Raw genomic sequence first — 17,054 nt, 5'->3', positions numbered from 1 at the left:
TCCTGTAACATAGCCCAATTTATAAACAAATTCTGTTGCGATATGTATCGCCTTTGAGGATTTCTCTTAAAAATCAAGATTGCAGCATGTGTGCCTTTAAACGAACAATTTCATCACGGAGTCTTGCAGCCTGCTCGAACTGTAGCTCCTTGGATGCTTTCAACATTTCCTTTTCCAGCTTGCCAATGTGTTTCGCAAACAGTTTTGGATCAGATAAAAGATGCTGTTCATCAGCACTGATTGCCTTGTGTTGATCAACAATTTTTTCATCAATCTGATCATCACTTAACACTTCACCTGTATCAATTTCCTTGATCACCTGACGAACAGCACTACGTGGGGTAATCCCATGTAATTCATTAAACTCGATCTGCTTATTACGACGGCGTTCTGTTTCATCCATTGCCTTACGCATGGAGTCAGTGATGCGGTCCGCATATAAAATTGCTTTACCTTTCACATTACGGGCAGCACGTCCAATGGTTTGGATCAAGGAACGCTCAGAACGCAAGAAGCCCTCTTTGTCCGCATCCAGAATTGCCACCAACGACACTTCTGGCATATCCAGACCTTCACGCAACAGGTTAATGCCGACCAGTACGTCATGCACACCTGTACGCAATTCATGGATAATCTTAACCCGTTCAACGGTATCAATATCTGAATGTAGATATGCCACCTTGATACCATATTCTTTCAAATATGAAGTTAAGTCCTCTGCCATACGTTTAGTTAATGTGGTAACCAGCACACGCTCATTCACCTGTTTACGAATGTTGATTTCAGACAAAATATCATCCACCTGCGTCAACACAGGACGAACCTCGATCTCAGGATCAATCAACCCCGTTGGACGTACCACCTGCTCGACGATCTGTTCCGATTTCTCCAGTTCATAATGTGCTGGTGTTGCACTGACAAAAACTGTGGTTGGCACAATCCGCTCCCATTCCTCAAAGCGCATTGGACGGTTATCCAAGGCACTTGGCAAACGGAAACCATAATTCACCAGATTTTCTTTACGGGAACGATCTCCCTTATACATCGCACCAATCTGAGGAACAGTGACATGCGATTCATCAATGATCAGCAACGCATCTTCAGGGATATAATCAAACAAGGTCGGCGGTGCTTCACCTGCTGTACGACCTGACAAATGACGTGAGTAGTTTTCAATCCCGTTGGTATAACCGAGTTGTTGCATCATTTCCAGATCATAACGGGTACGCTGTTCAATACGTTGTGCTTCCAGTAACTTGTCATGATCCTTGAAGAACTTAAGCTGGTCTTTTAACTCATCCTTGATGGTATCAATGGCACGGGTTAAATGGTCTTTCGGCGTAACATAGTGGCTCTTTGGATAAATGGTCACACGCGGAACCTTACGCACCAGTTTTCCAGTCAATGGATCAAACCAGCGGATTGAATCCACCTCATCATCGAACAATTCCACCCGAATCGTATCCTGATCTGATTCAGCAGGGAAAATATCAATGATTTCACCACGGATACGATATGTACCACGCAAGAACTCAAGCTCGTTACGGGTATATTGCATTTCCACCAGACGGCGAATGATGTCATCACGGCTGACCCGATCGCCCTGCACAATATGCAACAGCATCTGCATGTAGGCGTTTGGATCACCCAAACCATAAATGGCAGAAACCGAAGCGACAATGATGGCATCACGGCGTTCCAGCAAAGCACGGGTTGCGGAGAGCCGCATTTGGTCAATGTGGTCATTGATGGCGGAATCTTTTTCGATAAACGTATCTGATGAGGGTACATAGGCTTCTGGCTGATAGTAATCGTAGTAACTAACGAAATACTCCACCGCATTGTTTGGGAAGAAAGCCTTAAACTCACCATAAAGCTGTGCTGCAAGCGTTTTGTTATGCGCCATCACAATGGTGGGTCGCTGGGTTTGGGCAATCACATTGGCCATGGTGTAGGTTTTACCTGAACCCGTTACCCCAAGCAGCAACTGATTACGAAAACCCTGTTCAATCCCACTTACAAGCTTCTCAATCGCCTGAGGTTGATCACCTGCTGGCTGGTAGTTGGTGACTAACTCAAAAGGTTGGTTTTCGCTCACAGGCTTACTCTTTTCTGATCAGGTGACTTTTATTAATAAGGTCGAATTCACAATTTTCAACATTCAATATCTAGTGCTTTAAGACTTCTTTTTGCTGGTGCATAGCCCAAACGTGCTGATTGTTCAAAATATAATTGAGCCTGAATGACATCACACAATACCCCTTTACCTTGCAAATAAAGATTTCCCAAACTAAACATGGCTTCAGGAATCCTATATTGTGCAGCGTATGAATAAAGTTCAATCGCTTTTTTATAATCCTGTGCAACACCCAACCCATGCTCATATTTATCAGCCAAATTATTAGTCGCCCTCGGGTAGCCTTGTCGGGCAGCCTCATGATACCAGTAGACTGCTTTCTTATAATCCTGAGGAAAACCCTCTCTTCCATATTCATAATTAATGCCAAGTTGAAATTGTGCCTCAGCAAATCCTTGTTCACCACTTTTAATCAGATAATCAAAAAATAAATTTTTTTCAGATTCTAAATACACCTTATTTTCAATACGATCTCTCGGCTGAAAGAGAATATAGTAACCATGTTCACGAGCTAGATATTCACTGGCAATGGCATGACCATTTTGGCTAGCCAATTCAAAATATTGTCTCGCTTTCTTTCTGATCTGTAAAACATATTGTTCATCCCGACCTTTTGGTTCATGGTTTGAATAATACATTGCCAAAGCCAATGCAGCGTCCATATCCCCATCATTTTCCAGCCATTTTTCCAATTCAGCAAGATAATAAACCACATAATCCTGCATATTGTTTGTGCTATGGTCAATATAATGTAAAGTCTTTGTTCCTTTTGCCTTGAAAGCATCTATGGCATATCCATAAGACCTTTCTTCACCCTGTTCAGAAATAAAAGGGATTCTTTTTATTTTTTTACCTGTTTTGTCATATTCCAAATCAGCAATTTGAATAGGAATAAAACCATATTTAAAATGTAAAGGTGAATAGGCATCCAAACCTCGATAACTCATTAAGGCAAAATCCCCTTTTTGTACAATACGCCCATTGGTATAAAGTAGATTCCCTGCTTTGGATTGATTCATTTTCATCTATCACACTGTTTTTGTTATCTTTCAACAATAACATAAAACTTTTACATTTAGCACTTGACCATCAACCTAATCAACTGCAACATGAACTCATTACGCTATTTCAATGATAACAATATGTCTTACCAATACCATGATGAAAGCATTGTCACCGAACTGCCCGAAGATACTGTTTTTGTATTTGGCAGTAATCTCGCAGGCATACACGACAGTGGCGCAGCCCGTGTGGCGGCACAACATTTCGCCGCAGTAAAGGGGGTTGGACGTGGCTGGGCTGGGCAGACTTTTGCCATTCCAACACTGAATGAACATTTACAGCAAATGCCGCTTGCACAAATTGAGCATTATGTGGATGACTTTAAAATCTATGCCAAAAACCATCCGAAAATGAAATATTTTTTAACGGCACTCGGTTGTGGCATTGCGGGTTATAAAGTTTCTGAAATTGCCCCTTTATTTAAAGGGATTCATTCCAATGTGATTTTCCCTGAATCATTTCGACCATATATCGAAGAGGATGCTGTTTCCCAGTTTCCCAACTTAACTGCCGCAACGGTGCATGCATTTATTAATGATGAAGTGATTTTTTACTTCAATCATGGCTATGAATCTTTTGAAGAAGCTTTAAGTAAGACCCATTTATCTGCTGCGGAAAAAGCAATTGCCCTTGTTGTTCTTAATGAAGAGCTTTATCCACGTGATCGCTATGGGCGTGGCCGTGAACATGAAATCACTGATATTTTAGGCAAACTGAATGGAAAGATTTTCAATTTCCAAAGTAATTCCGAAGGTGCAATGATTTTTGTCAGCGTGATTATTGCCTTAATGGAACTCTATGATATTGATGAATATGATTTTATTAAACTTTGGCGTGGCGAGTTAGAAATACAACATCCACTCAACCGAAACCGCCATTAAAATAAAAAAGCCAATCATTCACTGATTGGCTTTTTTCTAACGTTTCCCCATCGAACGACGAGTTCCACGTGGTGGCATCCAGGTTCGATCTGCATACTGCTCAGGCTTTGGGCGAACCTGATTATGCGCCACGTCCTCAGAATCATCTTGAGCAGATGGCATCGGGAATGGTAATTTCACCAAAGCTTTTTTGGCTTTTGGTTGTTGCGTACTCATTGAAATTCTCTCGAAATCTAAATTTCTAGTCGCTATTGTAATGGATTTTTGTCAGTTTTATAAAAATAAAATATGTAAAAAACCAAAGCATTCATACAACTTATATTTTGGTAACTTTTTATGCGATTAAGGCAAGTTTTGACCACAATAACCTTGATTTAAGCTAAGATAACCTGCTTTTTATTTTTCAATCCCATAAGAAGGAATAATGCCGTGGACGTACGTCTCTCTGATCGTGTCAATGCCATCAAACCGTCCCCTACACTTGCAGTAACAAACAAGGCCGCCGAGCTTAAAGCTGCTGGTAAAAACGTGATTGGTTTAGGTGCAGGCGAACCAGACTTTGATACCCCTCAACACATCAAAGATGCTGCAATTGAAGCGATTAACAAAGGCTTTACAAAATATACAGCGGTAGACGGTACTCCAAGCTTAAAAAAAGCAATTATTGCCAAATTAAAACGTGACAATAATTTAGATTATCAAGCAAACCAAATTTTGGTGTCTTGTGGCGGTAAGCAAAGCTTCTTTAACCTAGCACTGGCCTTGTTAAACAAAGGTGATGAAGTCATCATTCCTGCGCCATTCTGGGTAAGCTATCCTGATATGGTGATCATTGCTGAGGGTACACCAGTAATTGTGAAATGTGGTGAAGAACAACGCTTCAAAATCACACCTGAACAATTAGAAGCTGCCATCACACCAAATACACGTTTGTTGGTACTCAACAGTCCATCAAACCCAACAGGCATGATCTACACCAAGGCTGAACTAGAAGCTTTGGCTGATGTGCTTCGTCGCCACCCACAAGTATTGATTGCTTCTGACGACATGTATGAACCAATCCGTTGGGAAGATGAGTTCTACAACATCGCCACAATTGCTCCAGATTTATATGACCGTACCATCGTGCTTAATGGTGTGTCAAAAGCATATGCAATGACAGGCTGGCGTATTGGCTATGCGGCTGGTCCTGCAAAATTGATTGGTGCAATGAAGAACATCCAGTCTCAGTCTACGTCTAACCCAACCTCAATTTCACAGGTTGCGGCAGAAGCGGCATTGAATGGTCCACAAGACGTTCTTCAACCAATGATTGAAGCGTTTAAACGCCGTCATGACTTGGTGGTAAATGGCTTAAATGAAATCAACGGTATCTCTTGCCTCCCTGCTGATGGTGCATTCTATGCCTACGCTAACATCCGTCCACTGATTCGTGCAAAAGGCATGAAATCTTGCACAGAATTCTCCGAGTGGTTACTTGAAGAAACTGGCGTTGCGGTTGTTCCTGGCGATGCATTTGGTTTAGGTGGTTTTATGCGTATTTCTTACGCAACTGCTGATGAAGTTTTAGTGGATGCTTTAGCGCGTATCAAGAAAGCAGCTGACTCAATTGATGGTGTAGATGCGGCAATCGCATCAATTGAAGCTGAAAAAGCAGCAAAATAATTATACTGTAAATTAAAAAGAAGCTTCTTAATGAAGCTTCTTTTTTATGTCTATCCTGCTTTTAATAACCAAATCTTAGTTCGGGCTTGAAGATTCACCATTAAATAAGGCAACCACATCTGCTTCAGTCAATTTCTTGGTTGAGTTCTGGAACGCATAGAATTCAGGTTTGGAGTCGATATAGATTTCCATATCAAAATGCAAATCCTTTGGCGGCTCATTCAATGAAAACGCGTTGATATTGCAATAACCTTGATCTTTGGTACGCCAAAACAAAGTTGTGCCACAGGCGTTGCAGAAACCACGTTCTCCCCAAGCTGATGAGTTATAGACTGCAAGATGTTCCTGCTTTAAAAATTTTAAACTGCCCTGCTCCACATCAATGGTCATAATCACCCCACTGGTCTGCCTACGGCAGATTGAGCAATGGCATGCATGTACATCATGATTCTTTAATTCAACCTCAAAGGTGGTCTCACCACAAACACATTGCCCTTTCATTATAGATTTACCTTTTGTTCAAAATAGTTATAAATGAATTTCTAGATAGAATAGAACAAACTGTGTATTTAGCAAGTTCATCATCTTATAAAATCATAAAATACTGAACAAAAAACATTTGATCCTGGTCATATTAGAGAATTAGACCGTGTTAGGTAAATGTATGAAAACAGGCAATTAAGCAATTGCCTGATTCTGTTTAAACACTTTTGGCCGATGGCATAAATGGCTAAATACTGCATATTGCCAAATACTTTTTACCTGTATGGACACGATTTTGTTCTCTGCAACGGACCAGGCCAATGCAGTGTTTGCACCCAAGAATAACTCTCCACCCAGTTGAAATACATATAGAGGAGAGCTCTCATTTACGTTCAATGTATTTTTTTGAACAAGCAAATTGTTTGGGTTCTGAATTTTCCATTTATGTCCAAACCATAGCTGCAACAAATCTCCTAAAAACAACGGCTGTTGCCTAAAAGGAAAAGTGTTAACAAATGCATTTTCAACTGCAGTGTAATATTGTTCAGGATTCTGAATAATCTGGAGATAATTTTGTTGATAAAAGAAAAGATTTGAGAAAATAGATTGAATACAAAGAGTCGTCATTTTGACCTCCGATTTAGCCATTTTAGTGCTGGCAAGTTGGGTTAAATCCACACTGTTTAGATCAATATCCAAACGTTCTTTCTGTCTTGACTCTAGCAATCACCTGATTAAAGTTCAAGTTATTTATGCCATTTCACCTTAATTGTGCAAATAAAAAGCATACGACATCAAAATGAAAGAAACATGACATTTTTAACTTGACCGATTTCAAAAGCCGCCTATAATGGCACTCAGATTCTCCCATAGCTCAGTCGGTAGAGCGACGGACTGTTAATCCGCAGGTCCCTGGTTCGAGCCCAGGTGGGAGAGCCAAGATTCTAAAAACCCACTCTTTTTGAGTGGGTTTTTTCTTGCGGGTAATTTAATCAGAATATGTTTGCATCGAATCAATTCATTTTTGTACTGATTGGCTGTATCAGCACAGTTTTACTTTTAATCAGTTGCCTGCGCTCTTTCTTTCCCAAACAAAAATTCTTTCCCCGCCCTGTCATTACTACATTTGAATCACAAATGTTCCTGCGATTAAAACAGGCATTTCCCCATTACCATATATTGGCCCAGGTTGCCTTTAGTGCACTGATCACAAGTGAGCATTACAATATCCGTAGTAAATTCAATCGCAAGGTCACAGACTTTGTTATTTTAGATCAGGAAATGCGGGTTATTGCAGTGGTTGAGCTTGATGATCCAAGCCATATTGGAAAGGAACTTGAAGATCAGAAACGTGACCGTATGCTAAAAGAAGCAGGTTATCGGGTACAACGCTATACGCAAATTCCATCCATTAAACAGTTACAGATGGATATTCGCTGATTTAAAAATGCGGTAAAGCTACTGCTCTGTTTTTGCAGCTTGCTCGGCCTTTTTCTGCTCTTCGAATTTCTTGGCGATTTCAGCATGTTGCTGGTCGTATTTTTTCTTGGTTTCCGCATCACTCTTTGCAGCAAGAAATGCCATACCTACAATAAAAATTGGAATTGCCAAACCCAACCCCATCAACAACCAAGGTATCGGCTTTTTTTCAACAGTTTTTTGACTCATGGATTATTCCAACTTAAGTTGCAGGCTTCAAGGAGTGCAACAATATAACAAAAAAGAGCCTCTATAAAGAGACTCTTTTTCTATAGTTGATTGGCTTATTGAGCTGGCATATAAAGTTTAACAAAGTCCCTTAACTGACCAGTTTGTGTTGCATAAAGAATTGCACCTGTATGAGAACCATTCACCACAGGAGCACTCGCACTTGGTGCAATTGGCACTGGAATCATACTGACATTTGTACCTGCTTTTGACATTTTATCGTACAGATCATAAGTCACAGTATAAGGTACATTGGTGTCATAAACCCCTTGAACGATTAGAATTGGTTTATTCAATTTTTTCGTTGTTGGCTGGCTATAGTCGCTGAGGAACTTCTTCACAACCTCATCTGTTTCGAATTCTTCCCGATTAATTCCTGGATAATCTTTCATCAGATCATTTTTGTCTGGGTTCGCGGCCACAAAAGCCTGAATCTCCTTGCTGTATTCATCCTGAATTTCATCCAGACATTCAGTTTTTGCTAAGTCAGCAATCTCCCCAGCTTTGGTAGTACCAAACATCTTCTTGTAATCGAAATTTGGTTCATAGGCTGTAATTCCCACACCAGCCAAAGCAGTATAGGCTAATAAAGTTGCATAGGTTTCAATCTGAACAGATTTTGGTAAACCTTTAATCGCATCAGGTGCAACCTCAAGAATAATTTTCCCTAAGCTTGATGCTGGCGCACCAGCAACCGCACCTTTATAGCTTGCATCTGCATTGGCATATTCAGCAACACCCAATGAAGCCTGTCCGCCTTGTGACTGGCCTACAGACATCCACGCGCCATTCAATTTGGTGCCATAGTGCTCTTTGGCTGCTTTTACTGCATAGATTGCAGATTTAGCCTCGCTCGGCAGGTTCAGGTAAGGATGTTCACCTTCTCCTCCCAATCCCTCATAGTCAGGCGCCACGATTACATAACCCTGCCCCAATAGATCCTTGGCAATATAGTCATTGAATCGATCACCCAATCCTGCATTGCTTGGTGCACATTTGTCAGCTCCGCCCAATGTGCCATGAGTCCACACAATCACCCGATAACCATCTTTAGGTGGAGCAATCGTTGGGAAATAGACAAGTGCTGAGGTTTCCACAGTCTTACCCAAGACATTTGGCATTTTATATTTAATGACTTTAACTGAATCAGCTTGAGGTACTTCTTTCAAAGTGTCTGCTTCATTCACATAAGCTGTTTCTGAAACATAAGATGATGGTGTAGAGGGTTGTGAATTATTATCGCTGCCACTACCACCGCCATTATTACATGCAGTTAAAAATAATGAAGCTGTTAACGTAGAAATTGCTAAAGTAATATTAGACCGTTTCATAAAATATCCTTTTAGTCCTTGTCTTTTTTATACATGACGCTACATGCCATTCTATTAATACATAAAAAAAGTGCCCTGCATAGGACACTTTTCTATTAATTCATTATTTCAGCTTATGAATTCTAAAAAAATTCCGATAAAAATAATCATTCCAACCCAGCGATTGTGACGGAATGCCCAAAAACAGATTTGAGGATTGCGACCTTTTGTTTTGAACGCCTGATAAATAAAATCTGTTGCAACCACAAGCAATGCAATCAGTCCAAAAGGAATCAGAATATTTTCCAGATAGAATGCCGTCCCAATTAATCCAAGACTGATTGCCTGTAACAAACCAATAATCTGGATATCGTAACGGCCAAACAGGATGGCAGTCGATTTCACCCCAATTTTCAGGTCATATTCACGATCAGTAATCGCATATTGAGTATCATAGGCCACTGTCCACGCCAAATTGCCAAAATATAACAACCAGCAGGTTAAATCAGGCGTTTGCCCCACTGCGGTATAGGCCATGGGAATTGACCATGAGAATGCAGCCCCCAGAAACACCTGAGGTAAATGGGTATAGCGCTTCATAAAAGGATAGATAAACGCCAAAAACAATGCGCCAAATGACCAGTAAAAAGTCTCTAAAGGCAAGAACAACAACAGACAGGCACTGGCCACAACCAATCCCAAAAATACAAAAACTGCCTCACGGGCACGAATAATCCCTGTGGCTAAAGGGCGAGTTTTAGTGCGTTCTACATGGGCATCGACTTTACGGTCGGCAAAGTCATTGATGGCACAGCCTGCTGCACGCATAAAAATCACGCCCAGCGTCATTACCAGCAGGATTTTTAAATCAGGAATACCTTTAGATGCAATCCACAACGCCCACATCGTCGGCCAGAACACCAATTCCGTACCAATCGGGTTATCAAAACGGCAGAGATAATAATAGGCTTGCAGACGTTGTCGCCATGTGGTGTGTTGCACTGTTTCCATGCTGATTCCTTAGAGTCAATGCTGACGAATAAACTGTTCAAACGCTGGCAGAAATGTTTCCTGCACAATAAATTTGCAGCCATGCCAAGTATAGCAACTTTGTCGTGTCCAGCCCTCTTCCAGACGAATCACACGTCTTTCGCAAGCTGGATTGGTTCTTTGAAATAAAAACCAGCCAATCGGCTTATTTCCAATATGTTGAAACAAACGGGCTTTTTTTTGCAGACTTAGAATTGGAAATATACTTTTAGCTTTTACCCATGGTTGTTCTTCACAACCATATAAATTGGTTTCTCGTACCCATGCAAGGTGATGGTATGGCATCTTCATCCATCGACTATCTGCAAACGTTAAACGTTGGTACTGTTCATTAATGCGTTCAACATGAAACTCGCCATCTGCCAAATCTGTCAGTTGTTGAGTGAGTGAACCTGAGGCATACAACCATTTTTTTAATTCAGCAGGAAGCTGTTGTTCCCTTATTCTGTTTGGTCGTAAATTTCGCATGCTTGGCTCACTAAAAACATCGGGATTAGTTTACCTGAATTTTTTATTAAAAATGTATGAAATTCAAATTGAAACAGAAACATAAAAAAAGTCCGCCGAAGCGGACTTTTCTAATTTGGGGTGTATTACAGGCTGTAGTACATATCAAATTCAACTGGGTGAGTCGTTGTGTTCAAACGACGTACATCTTCAGTTTTAAGTTCGATATATGCATCAAGCATTTCTTTAGTGAACACGCCACCTTTCAATAGGAACTCATGATCCGCTTCAAGCGCAGCAATCGCCATTTCCAAGTTGTGAGCAACTGTTGGGATTTTTGCTTCTTCTTCAGGAGGAAGATCATACAAGTTCTTGTCAGCAGCTTCACCTGGGTGAATCTTGTTCTGGATACCATCAAGACCAGCCATTAACAATGCCGCAAAACCTAAGTATGGGTTCATTAGTGGATCTGGGAAACGTGCCTCGATACGCTTGCCTTTAGGGCTAGAAACGTAAGGAATACGGATAGAAGCGGAACGGTTACGCGCTGAGTAAGCAAGCATGATTGGTGCTTCGTAGTGAGGAACCAAACGCTTGTAAGAGTTGGTACCTGGGTTAGTGATCGCATTCAATGCACGCGCGTGCTTGATGATACCACCAATGAAGAACAATGCCATTTCAGATAAACCAGCATATTCATCACCAGCAAACAGGTTCTTGCCATCTTTAGAGATTGACATGTGAACGTGCATACCAGAACCGTTATCACCTACCATTGGCTTAGGCATAAATGTAGCTGTTTTGCCATACTGGTGTGCAACGTTCCAAACTGCATATTTGAACTGTTGAACTTCGTCCGCTTTACGAACCATGGTGTTGAAGCTCACACCAATTTCTAATTGGCAAGATGCAACTTCGTGGTGATGTACTTCTACACGACCTGGACCCATGATGTCTTCAATACGTGCACACATTTCAGCACGCATGTCTTGATGAGAATCAACTGGAGGAACTGGGAAGTAACCGCCTTTCACACGTGGGCGGTGACCAGAGTTACCTGCTTCATAATCTTTACCAGTCGACCATGCAGCTTCTTCAGCGATCAATGTATGGCGAGCGCCAGACATGTCGATATCCCACTTCACTTCGTCAAAAACGAAGAATTCTGGTTCTGGACCAAAGAATGCTGTGTCACCGATACCTGTAGATTTTAAATATTCTTCAGCACGACGAGCAATCGAACGTGGGTCGCGCTCATAACCTTGACCAGTAGATGGCTCAATAACGTCACAAGTCACAACAACAGTTGGCTCAGCAAAGAACGGGTCAAGGAAACCTGTTTCAGCATCTGGACGTAAGATCATGTCAGATGCTTCAATGCCTTTCCAACCAGCAATTGAAGAACCATCAAACATTTTACCGTCTTCAAAGGTATCTTCATCAATGGTGTCAGCTGGGTAAGTTACATGCTGCTCTTTACCCTTAGTATCAGTAAAGCGAAAATCGACCCATTTTGCGCCACTTTCTTTGATGAGTTGAAGGACCTTGTTCGCCATGCTCATTTGCTCCAATGAAATTTTTGTGCACCTGTTAAGTGCGTGTTAGTTGTTGATATATAATTAGCAATTACCATACCAACAATTTTAAAGCATACCTAAAACATTGAAATTCTTTGCAGAAAAAATGCTTTAAGCTCCATGTCCCATGTCTACTATAATGTTTGCTTTCACAAATGCACCATATTTATACATTTCCACGTCAGCTCGTCTCCAAAACAGACACAACGAACCAAAACAGTGCAAAACATATAACAAAGAACCAATGTAGTGCCAATTACGCCATCTTTTGGTTGGCATAAATTGGCTTTTTATATCATTCTTTTCAGTTTGATTCCAATCAATTCAATTCGACTTTCAATTCAGGCGTACCATTTTTTACTAAGCCATTAAATTAAAAAAGTTTATTCTGCATTTTTCTGTCTTTTATTTACACGTTTTTATCCTCATCCAAATCATCATTACTCGAAATATTCAGCATTGCCCATTTGTTTTTTGCTATGATTATTTTCCTCTATCATGAGTGAATATTTTTATTCGTTATAGCGATTAAAAAATAAGACAAGCTGATAGATTTATTTAAGATCACAACACAATAAAGTGTACATTTTTCAAAAGGTTAAAGTCATGCTTCTGATGATCGACAACTACGATTCTTTTACCTACAACATCGTTCAGTATTTTGGCGAGTTGAATCAGGAAGTAAAAGTTGTTCGTAATGATCAAGTCACATTAGAGGATATCGAACGATGGCAACCTAAATATCTGGTGATTGGTCCTGGCCCATGTTCCCCAACTGAAGCAGGAATTTCCATTCCAGCCATCAATCATTTTGCAGGAAAAATTCCCTTGCTGGGCGTTTGTCTGGGGCATCAGGCGATTGGTCAGGCTTTTGGTGGCAATATTATCCGTGCCAAAACCGTGATGCATGGTCGTTTATCAGATATGCACCATAGCAATAAGGGTATTTTTAGCAATTTACCCTCGCCTTTTGCTGCGACACGTTACCATTCATTAGTGATTGAACAGGAAACACTGCCAGATTGTCTTGAAGTGACCTGCTGGACCAATCAGCCAGATGGCACGATTGAAGAAATTATGGGTGTAAAGCATAAAACGCTTGCTGTTGAGGGGGTTCAGTTTCATCCAGAGTCCATCCTGAGCCAGCATGGACACCAGATTTTCAAGAATTTTTTAGAGATTTATGCATAAATGAACATTCAACAAGCATTGAATCATATTACCAAAAACATTCATTTGACCCAGCCGCAAATGGAAGATGTCATGCGCAGTATCATGCAAGGCGAAGCAACTGATGCTCAAATCGGTGCGCTTATGATGGGTTTGCGTATGAAAGGCGAAAGTATTGATGAAATTACTGCCGCAGCACGTATCATGCGTGAGTTTGCCATCAAGATCGATGTCAGTGATATTCCCCATTTGGTTGATATTGTGGGAACGGGCGGTGATGGCCAAAACCTGTTTAATGTCTCCACTGCCTCAAGTTTCGTGATTGCTGCTGCGGGTGCAACCATCGCCAAACATGGCAATCGAGGTGTATCCAGTAAATCTGGTTCATCAGATGTGTTGGAACAGATGGGTATTCAGCTTGATCTGGATATGCAACAGACTGAACGTTGCATTCGTGAAATGGGTGTGGGTTTCCTTTTTGCACCGAATCATCACAAGGCCATGCGTTATGCTGTGGCACCACGTCGTGAACTGGGTATTCGCAGTATCTTTAATTTGTTGGGTCCTTTAACCAATCCTGCTGGTGTCAATCGTTTTGTGATTGGTGTGTTTTCTGATGAGCTTTGTCTTCCAATCGCTGAGGTTTTAAAACAGCTGGGTGCGGTACATGTCATGGTCGTGCATTCCAGAGACGGTCTGGATGAAATCAGTCTGGCTGCACCCACCACAGTCGCTGAACTGAAAGATGGTGAAATTACTGAATGGACACTGACACCTGATGAAGTTGGGATTCCATCACAAACACTGACAGGTTTGGTGGTAGATAGTTCAGAAGAAAGCTTGAAGTTGATTAAGGATGCTTTAAGTCGTGATAAATCTGAAATCGGTGAAAAAGCGGCCAATATGATTGCACTGAATGCGGGTGCAGGAATTTACGTGGCGGGTATTACCAAGACCTATAAACAGGCCGTCGAGCTGGCTCAGGATATTCTCTATGGCGGACAGGCCCTGGAAAAAATGAGTATCTTGGGTGAATTTACCAAAACATTGAAACAATATCAGGCAGACTAAGGATTTCTCATGATCGATATTCAAAATACCATTTTAGGTAAAATTGTTGACCGCAAACATGAGGAACTGGCAGCACGCTTAAAACAACGTAGCTTGCAGGATGTTGAACAGTGGGCGAAAGAAGCAACACCAGTTCGCGGTTTTGCCAATGCATTACAGCATAAGCGTCCTGCTGTGATTGCTGAAATTAAGAAAGCATCACCATCCAAAGGTGTGATTCGTGCAGACTTTAATCCTGCTGCAATTGCACAGCAGTATGAACAGGCAGGCGCAGCATGTTTATCTGTTTTAACTGATGTTGATTTCTTTCAAGGTGCCGATGAAAATATTGCAATCGCACGTAACCATTGTGCCTTACCCGCATTACGCAAGGACTTCCTGATTGATCCTTATAATGTGGTTGAGGCACGAGCCTTACATGCAGACTGTATTTTATTGATTGTGGCATGTTTGTCTGATCAACAGCTAGAAGAAATGTCGAAAACAGCATTTGAACATCAACTGGATGTTTTGGTTGAAGTGCATGACGAAGATGAGCTGGAACGTGCCTTAAGGCTGTCTGAACAATGCATTTTAGGTGTCAATAACCGTAATCTAAAAACCTTTGATGTGGATTTAAATACTTCATTGCGGTTAAAAGCCTTATTACCAGCATCTCGTCTATTGGTCACTGAAAGCGGTATTGCCACACCTGCTGATGTTGAAATGATGCAGGCCAATCAGATTCATACTTTCCTTGTTGGCGAAAGTTTTATGAAACAGCCTCGTCCTGATCAGGCGTTTACAGAATTGTTTGGGAAACCTGAGCAGATTTAAATCACTATATATTGAGAAAACTGAGTTAATATAACTAATATTAACTCAGTTCTTTTATTATTTACTCTGACCAGTTAAAACATAAAATTCAGTTAAACCCTTTCTATCAAATAAATCTGTTTGCTTTGTTGATGATACTAATAGATTATCAATATCGCCTTTAGGTTCATCCCATAATGGATGATTAAATAATCGATCTAAACACCCCTTAATCCTTTCTTTTTGATCATTACTCATAACTTCCCGATATAGTAATTTCTTACGTTCATCATGTGTTATAAAGTTAAAAGCCATACCTAGAATACTTTCCAAATAAGGAGACCAAGTTGATACAGAACCTTTATGCCAAATTCTACGAGCCTTTAATTCTACATTTGTTAAATCTTTTCCACGAATATTATGCACCCAATGATTTAGATAACCACAATCTACTAATAAAGAAGCTAGCTCCTTAAAGTTTTCAAGTTCTGAATCACGATAATCAGTAATCGATTTAAAGTTTGCTGAAGATGGTTCTAAAAATAATGTATTTGAAAAAATTGTTTTTTTAAGTAGATCAATTGACAAGGCATATGCAGCATCTTTTGATGCTTCAGCAATAAATGGCTTTAATGCGGAAAGTTCAATAGCATTATCCATAATAGCACTTTTTAGCATTTGTTTAGCATCAGTTTTACTCTGTTGTTTTTCGGCAACCAGAAACTTAATGAAATTTTCCTCAGAATGCTGCCCTACTGCTTTCATCTCTGTAAATTCATCTAACATTTCTTTATAAATGACAGATAAACGATCTAATAAAGTTGAAGTATAGAATGGTATTTGCTTATGTTTAGAATGAGCCTCAAGATTAGTCATCATCAGGTCATCAAAAAGTTTTTTTGCTTTTAAAGGATCATCTGGTGATACATAAACTTTAATATCAACTTCACTCATATTATTTAATACTTGTCCTGCAAGCTTATGCTGTCCATCAAATAACTTAAACTTATGATCAATTAACCTTGCAATAGAAGGAGCTAACTGTGGATGATCTTTCAAATGATTACGTAAAGAAATTAATCTTTTATAATCAATTACCCTAGGTTGCAACCCTTCTTGATCATCATTTTCGAGCCATTTTATTGGAATGCGCCCATAAAAATACCCAACTTTTAAAATTTCATCAAAAAGTAAAGTAAATGTCCTTTCATCAGTTCCATCATCTACTACAATCTGATTGTCTTTTTTAGAAAAGCAAATATTTTTGTGTGAAATATCTTTAAGTTCAAATATATCTTGTAACTTAATTTTATTTTTCTTGGCATTAAACAATTGCTCAAGTTTTAAGTTATCTCGAACTTCATACAATGTTTGATCAGATTTCCTCCGATTATAATATTTTTTCACAATTCGAATGTTTGATAAATCAGTTTCGCCTTGTTTTGCATAGGGTAATATATGATCATATTCAATATCATCAATATTTAATGTAATAATTTCACCCGAGATAAAACATCTTAATATTCCATTTTGATCACTTTGTTGCTTTTGAACTTGTAATTTTTCAGAATCTGATAATTGTCTTTTCATCATTGACCTATTTAAAATTCATCTTTTATTCGTATGTTACTATAATTACAAGTAAAATTACATTGAATGCAATATAATGACGCAGACAAATTTAGATTTTTCGAGACCT

The 17,054-nt window shown here is 40.0% G+C and carries 17 protein-coding genes and 1 tRNA gene; 7 read left to right on the top strand and 11 right to left on the bottom strand.

Going from position 1 to position 17,054, the window contains the following annotated elements:
- Window positions 1–73: 73 nt before the first annotated feature.
- Both uvrB and N5J47_RS03570 read right to left on the bottom strand, forming a co-directional pair.
- Window positions 74–2,098 (bottom strand): excinuclease ABC subunit UvrB, encoded by a 2,025-nt coding sequence (gene uvrB, locus N5J47_RS03575; protein ID WP_279959203.1) that lies wholly within the window; start codon window positions 2,096–2,098, stop codon window positions 74–76.
- A gap of 56 nt (window positions 2,099–2,154) precedes the next feature.
- On the bottom strand, window positions 2,155–3,156 hold the full coding sequence (locus N5J47_RS03570; protein WP_279959204.1) for a tetratricopeptide repeat protein: 1,002 nt from the start codon (window positions 3,154–3,156) through the stop codon (window positions 2,155–2,157).
- A gap of 123 nt (window positions 3,157–3,279) precedes the next feature.
- On the opposite strand from N5J47_RS03570, the gene N5J47_RS03565 reads away from it, so the two are divergent.
- Window positions 3,280–4,080, top strand: coding sequence for a hypothetical protein (locus tag N5J47_RS03565; RefSeq protein WP_279959205.1), 801 nt, complete (start codon window positions 3,280–3,282; stop codon window positions 4,078–4,080).
- Window positions 4,081–4,116: 36 nt separating this feature from the next.
- Here the strand turns inward: N5J47_RS03565 and N5J47_RS03560 are convergent, their stop codons facing one another.
- Complete coding sequence (locus N5J47_RS03560; RefSeq protein WP_004678032.1) at window positions 4,117–4,296, bottom strand: hypothetical protein; 180 nt, start codon at window positions 4,294–4,296, stop codon at window positions 4,117–4,119.
- A gap of 213 nt (window positions 4,297–4,509) precedes the next feature.
- Between N5J47_RS03560 and N5J47_RS03555 the strand changes: the two genes are divergently transcribed.
- Window positions 4,510–5,745: a pyridoxal phosphate-dependent aminotransferase gene (locus N5J47_RS03555; protein ID WP_267980902.1), complete on the top strand. Its 1,236-nt coding sequence runs from the start codon at window positions 4,510–4,512 to the stop codon at window positions 5,743–5,745.
- A gap of 75 nt (window positions 5,746–5,820) precedes the next feature.
- Here the strand turns inward: N5J47_RS03555 and N5J47_RS03550 are convergent, their stop codons facing one another.
- Both N5J47_RS03550 and N5J47_RS03545 read right to left on the bottom strand, forming a co-directional pair.
- Window positions 5,821–6,246, bottom strand: a complete 426-nt coding sequence (locus N5J47_RS03550; protein ID WP_267980903.1) for a GFA family protein — start codon at window positions 6,244–6,246, stop codon at window positions 5,821–5,823.
- A 177-nt stretch (window positions 6,247–6,423) separates the two neighbouring features.
- Window positions 6,424–6,855, bottom strand: a complete 432-nt coding sequence (locus tag N5J47_RS03545) for a hypothetical protein (RefSeq protein WP_279959310.1) — start codon at window positions 6,853–6,855, stop codon at window positions 6,424–6,426.
- Between the two features lie 236 nt (window positions 6,856–7,091).
- On the opposite strand from N5J47_RS03545, the gene N5J47_RS03540 reads away from it, so the two are divergent.
- Both N5J47_RS03540 and N5J47_RS03535 read left to right on the top strand, forming a co-directional pair.
- Window positions 7,092–7,167 (top strand) — tRNA-Asn (locus tag N5J47_RS03540).
- Window positions 7,168–7,227: 60 nt separating this feature from the next.
- Window positions 7,228–7,668: a DUF2726 domain-containing protein gene (locus N5J47_RS03535; RefSeq protein WP_279959206.1), complete on the top strand. Its 441-nt coding sequence runs from the start codon at window positions 7,228–7,230 to the stop codon at window positions 7,666–7,668.
- A gap of 18 nt (window positions 7,669–7,686) precedes the next feature.
- Here the strand turns inward: N5J47_RS03535 and N5J47_RS03530 are convergent, their stop codons facing one another.
- The 5 genes from N5J47_RS03530 to glnA form a co-directional block, all read right to left on the bottom strand.
- Window positions 7,687–7,896, bottom strand: a complete 210-nt coding sequence (locus N5J47_RS03530; RefSeq protein WP_267980906.1) for a hypothetical protein — start codon at window positions 7,894–7,896, stop codon at window positions 7,687–7,689.
- 95 nt (window positions 7,897–7,991) lie between these two features.
- Complete coding sequence (locus tag N5J47_RS03525) at window positions 7,992–9,266, bottom strand: prolyl oligopeptidase family serine peptidase (protein ID WP_279959207.1); 1,275 nt, start codon at window positions 9,264–9,266, stop codon at window positions 7,992–7,994.
- A 108-nt stretch (window positions 9,267–9,374) separates the two neighbouring features.
- On the bottom strand, window positions 9,375–10,256 hold the full coding sequence (gene ubiA, locus N5J47_RS03520) for a 4-hydroxybenzoate octaprenyltransferase (protein ID WP_279959208.1): 882 nt from the start codon (window positions 10,254–10,256) through the stop codon (window positions 9,375–9,377).
- Between the two features lie 15 nt (window positions 10,257–10,271).
- Window positions 10,272–10,763, bottom strand: a complete 492-nt coding sequence (locus N5J47_RS03515) for a chorismate lyase (RefSeq protein WP_279959209.1) — start codon at window positions 10,761–10,763, stop codon at window positions 10,272–10,274.
- A 125-nt stretch (window positions 10,764–10,888) separates the two neighbouring features.
- Window positions 10,889–12,304: a type I glutamate--ammonia ligase gene (gene glnA, locus N5J47_RS03510; RefSeq protein WP_171062418.1), complete on the bottom strand. Its 1,416-nt coding sequence runs from the start codon at window positions 12,302–12,304 to the stop codon at window positions 10,889–10,891.
- 621 nt (window positions 12,305–12,925) lie between these two features.
- On the opposite strand from glnA, the gene N5J47_RS03505 reads away from it, so the two are divergent.
- The 3 genes from N5J47_RS03505 to trpC are packed head-to-tail and all read left to right on the top strand — an operon-like array spanning window position 12,926 to window position 15,376.
- Window positions 12,926–13,510, top strand: a complete 585-nt coding sequence (locus tag N5J47_RS03505; RefSeq protein ID WP_267980910.1) for an aminodeoxychorismate/anthranilate synthase component II — start codon at window positions 12,926–12,928, stop codon at window positions 13,508–13,510.
- A complete protein-coding gene (trpD, locus tag N5J47_RS03500; protein ID WP_267980911.1) occupies window positions 13,511–14,560 on the top strand; it encodes an anthranilate phosphoribosyltransferase in 1,050 nt (349 codons plus the stop codon).
- 9 nt (window positions 14,561–14,569) lie between these two features.
- Window positions 14,570–15,376: an indole-3-glycerol phosphate synthase TrpC gene (gene trpC / locus N5J47_RS03495; protein ID WP_279959210.1), complete on the top strand. Its 807-nt coding sequence runs from the start codon at window positions 14,570–14,572 to the stop codon at window positions 15,374–15,376.
- A 57-nt stretch (window positions 15,377–15,433) separates the two neighbouring features.
- Here the strand turns inward: trpC and N5J47_RS03490 are convergent, their stop codons facing one another.
- Window positions 15,434–16,945, bottom strand: a complete 1,512-nt coding sequence (locus tag N5J47_RS03490; RefSeq protein WP_004759653.1) for an HNH endonuclease domain-containing protein — start codon at window positions 16,943–16,945, stop codon at window positions 15,434–15,436.
- Window positions 16,946–17,054: the final 109 nt, after the last annotated feature.

The organism is Acinetobacter sp. GD03645 (assembly GCF_029845285.1).
Classification (GTDB): domain Bacteria; phylum Pseudomonadota; class Gammaproteobacteria; order Pseudomonadales; family Moraxellaceae; genus Acinetobacter; species Acinetobacter corruptisaponis.
Note: the sequence above shows the minus strand (reverse complement) of the source record. Positions and strands in the feature narration are given on the sequence as shown.

Bases quoted from the DNA above. Each gene is read 5' to 3' on its own strand.
- N5J47_RS03515 (WP_279959209.1), bottom strand. From the start codon at position 10,763: ATGCGAAATTTACGACCAAACAGAATAAGGGAACAACAGCTTCCTGCT.
- N5J47_RS03530 (WP_267980906.1), bottom strand. From the start codon at position 7,896: ATGAGTCAAAAAACTGTTGAAAAAAAGCCGATACCTTGGTTGTTGATG.
- N5J47_RS03535 (WP_279959206.1), top strand. From the start codon at position 7,228: ATGTTTGCATCGAATCAATTCATTTTTGTACTGATTGGCTGTATCAGC.
- N5J47_RS03560 (WP_004678032.1), bottom strand. From the start codon at position 4,296: ATGAGTACGCAACAACCAAAAGCCAAAAAAGCTTTGGTGAAATTACCA.
- N5J47_RS03505 (WP_267980910.1), top strand. From the start codon at position 12,926: ATGCTTCTGATGATCGACAACTACGATTCTTTTACCTACAACATCGTT.
- N5J47_RS03525 (WP_279959207.1), bottom strand. From the start codon at position 9,266: ATGAAACGGTCTAATATTACTTTAGCAATTTCTACGTTAACAGCTTCA.
- N5J47_RS03565 (WP_279959205.1), top strand. From the start codon at position 3,280: ATGTCTTACCAATACCATGATGAAAGCATTGTCACCGAACTGCCCGAA.
- trpD (WP_267980911.1), top strand. From the start codon at position 13,511: ATGAACATTCAACAAGCATTGAATCATATTACCAAAAACATTCATTTG.
- glnA (WP_171062418.1), bottom strand. From the start codon at position 12,304: ATGAGCATGGCGAACAAGGTCCTTCAACTCATCAAAGAAAGTGGCGCA.
- N5J47_RS03545 (WP_279959310.1), bottom strand. From the start codon at position 6,855: ATGACGACTCTTTGTATTCAATCTATTTTCTCAAATCTTTTCTTTTAT.
- N5J47_RS03570 (WP_279959204.1), bottom strand. From the start codon at position 3,156: ATGAATCAATCCAAAGCAGGGAATCTACTTTATACCAATGGGCGTATT.
- N5J47_RS03550 (WP_267980903.1), bottom strand. From the start codon at position 6,246: ATGAAAGGGCAATGTGTTTGTGGTGAGACCACCTTTGAGGTTGAATTA.
- N5J47_RS03490 (WP_004759653.1), bottom strand. From the start codon at position 16,945: ATGAAAAGACAATTATCAGATTCTGAAAAATTACAAGTTCAAAAGCAA.
- ubiA (WP_279959208.1), bottom strand. From the start codon at position 10,256: ATGGAAACAGTGCAACACACCACATGGCGACAACGTCTGCAAGCCTAT.
- trpC (WP_279959210.1), top strand. From the start codon at position 14,570: ATGATCGATATTCAAAATACCATTTTAGGTAAAATTGTTGACCGCAAA.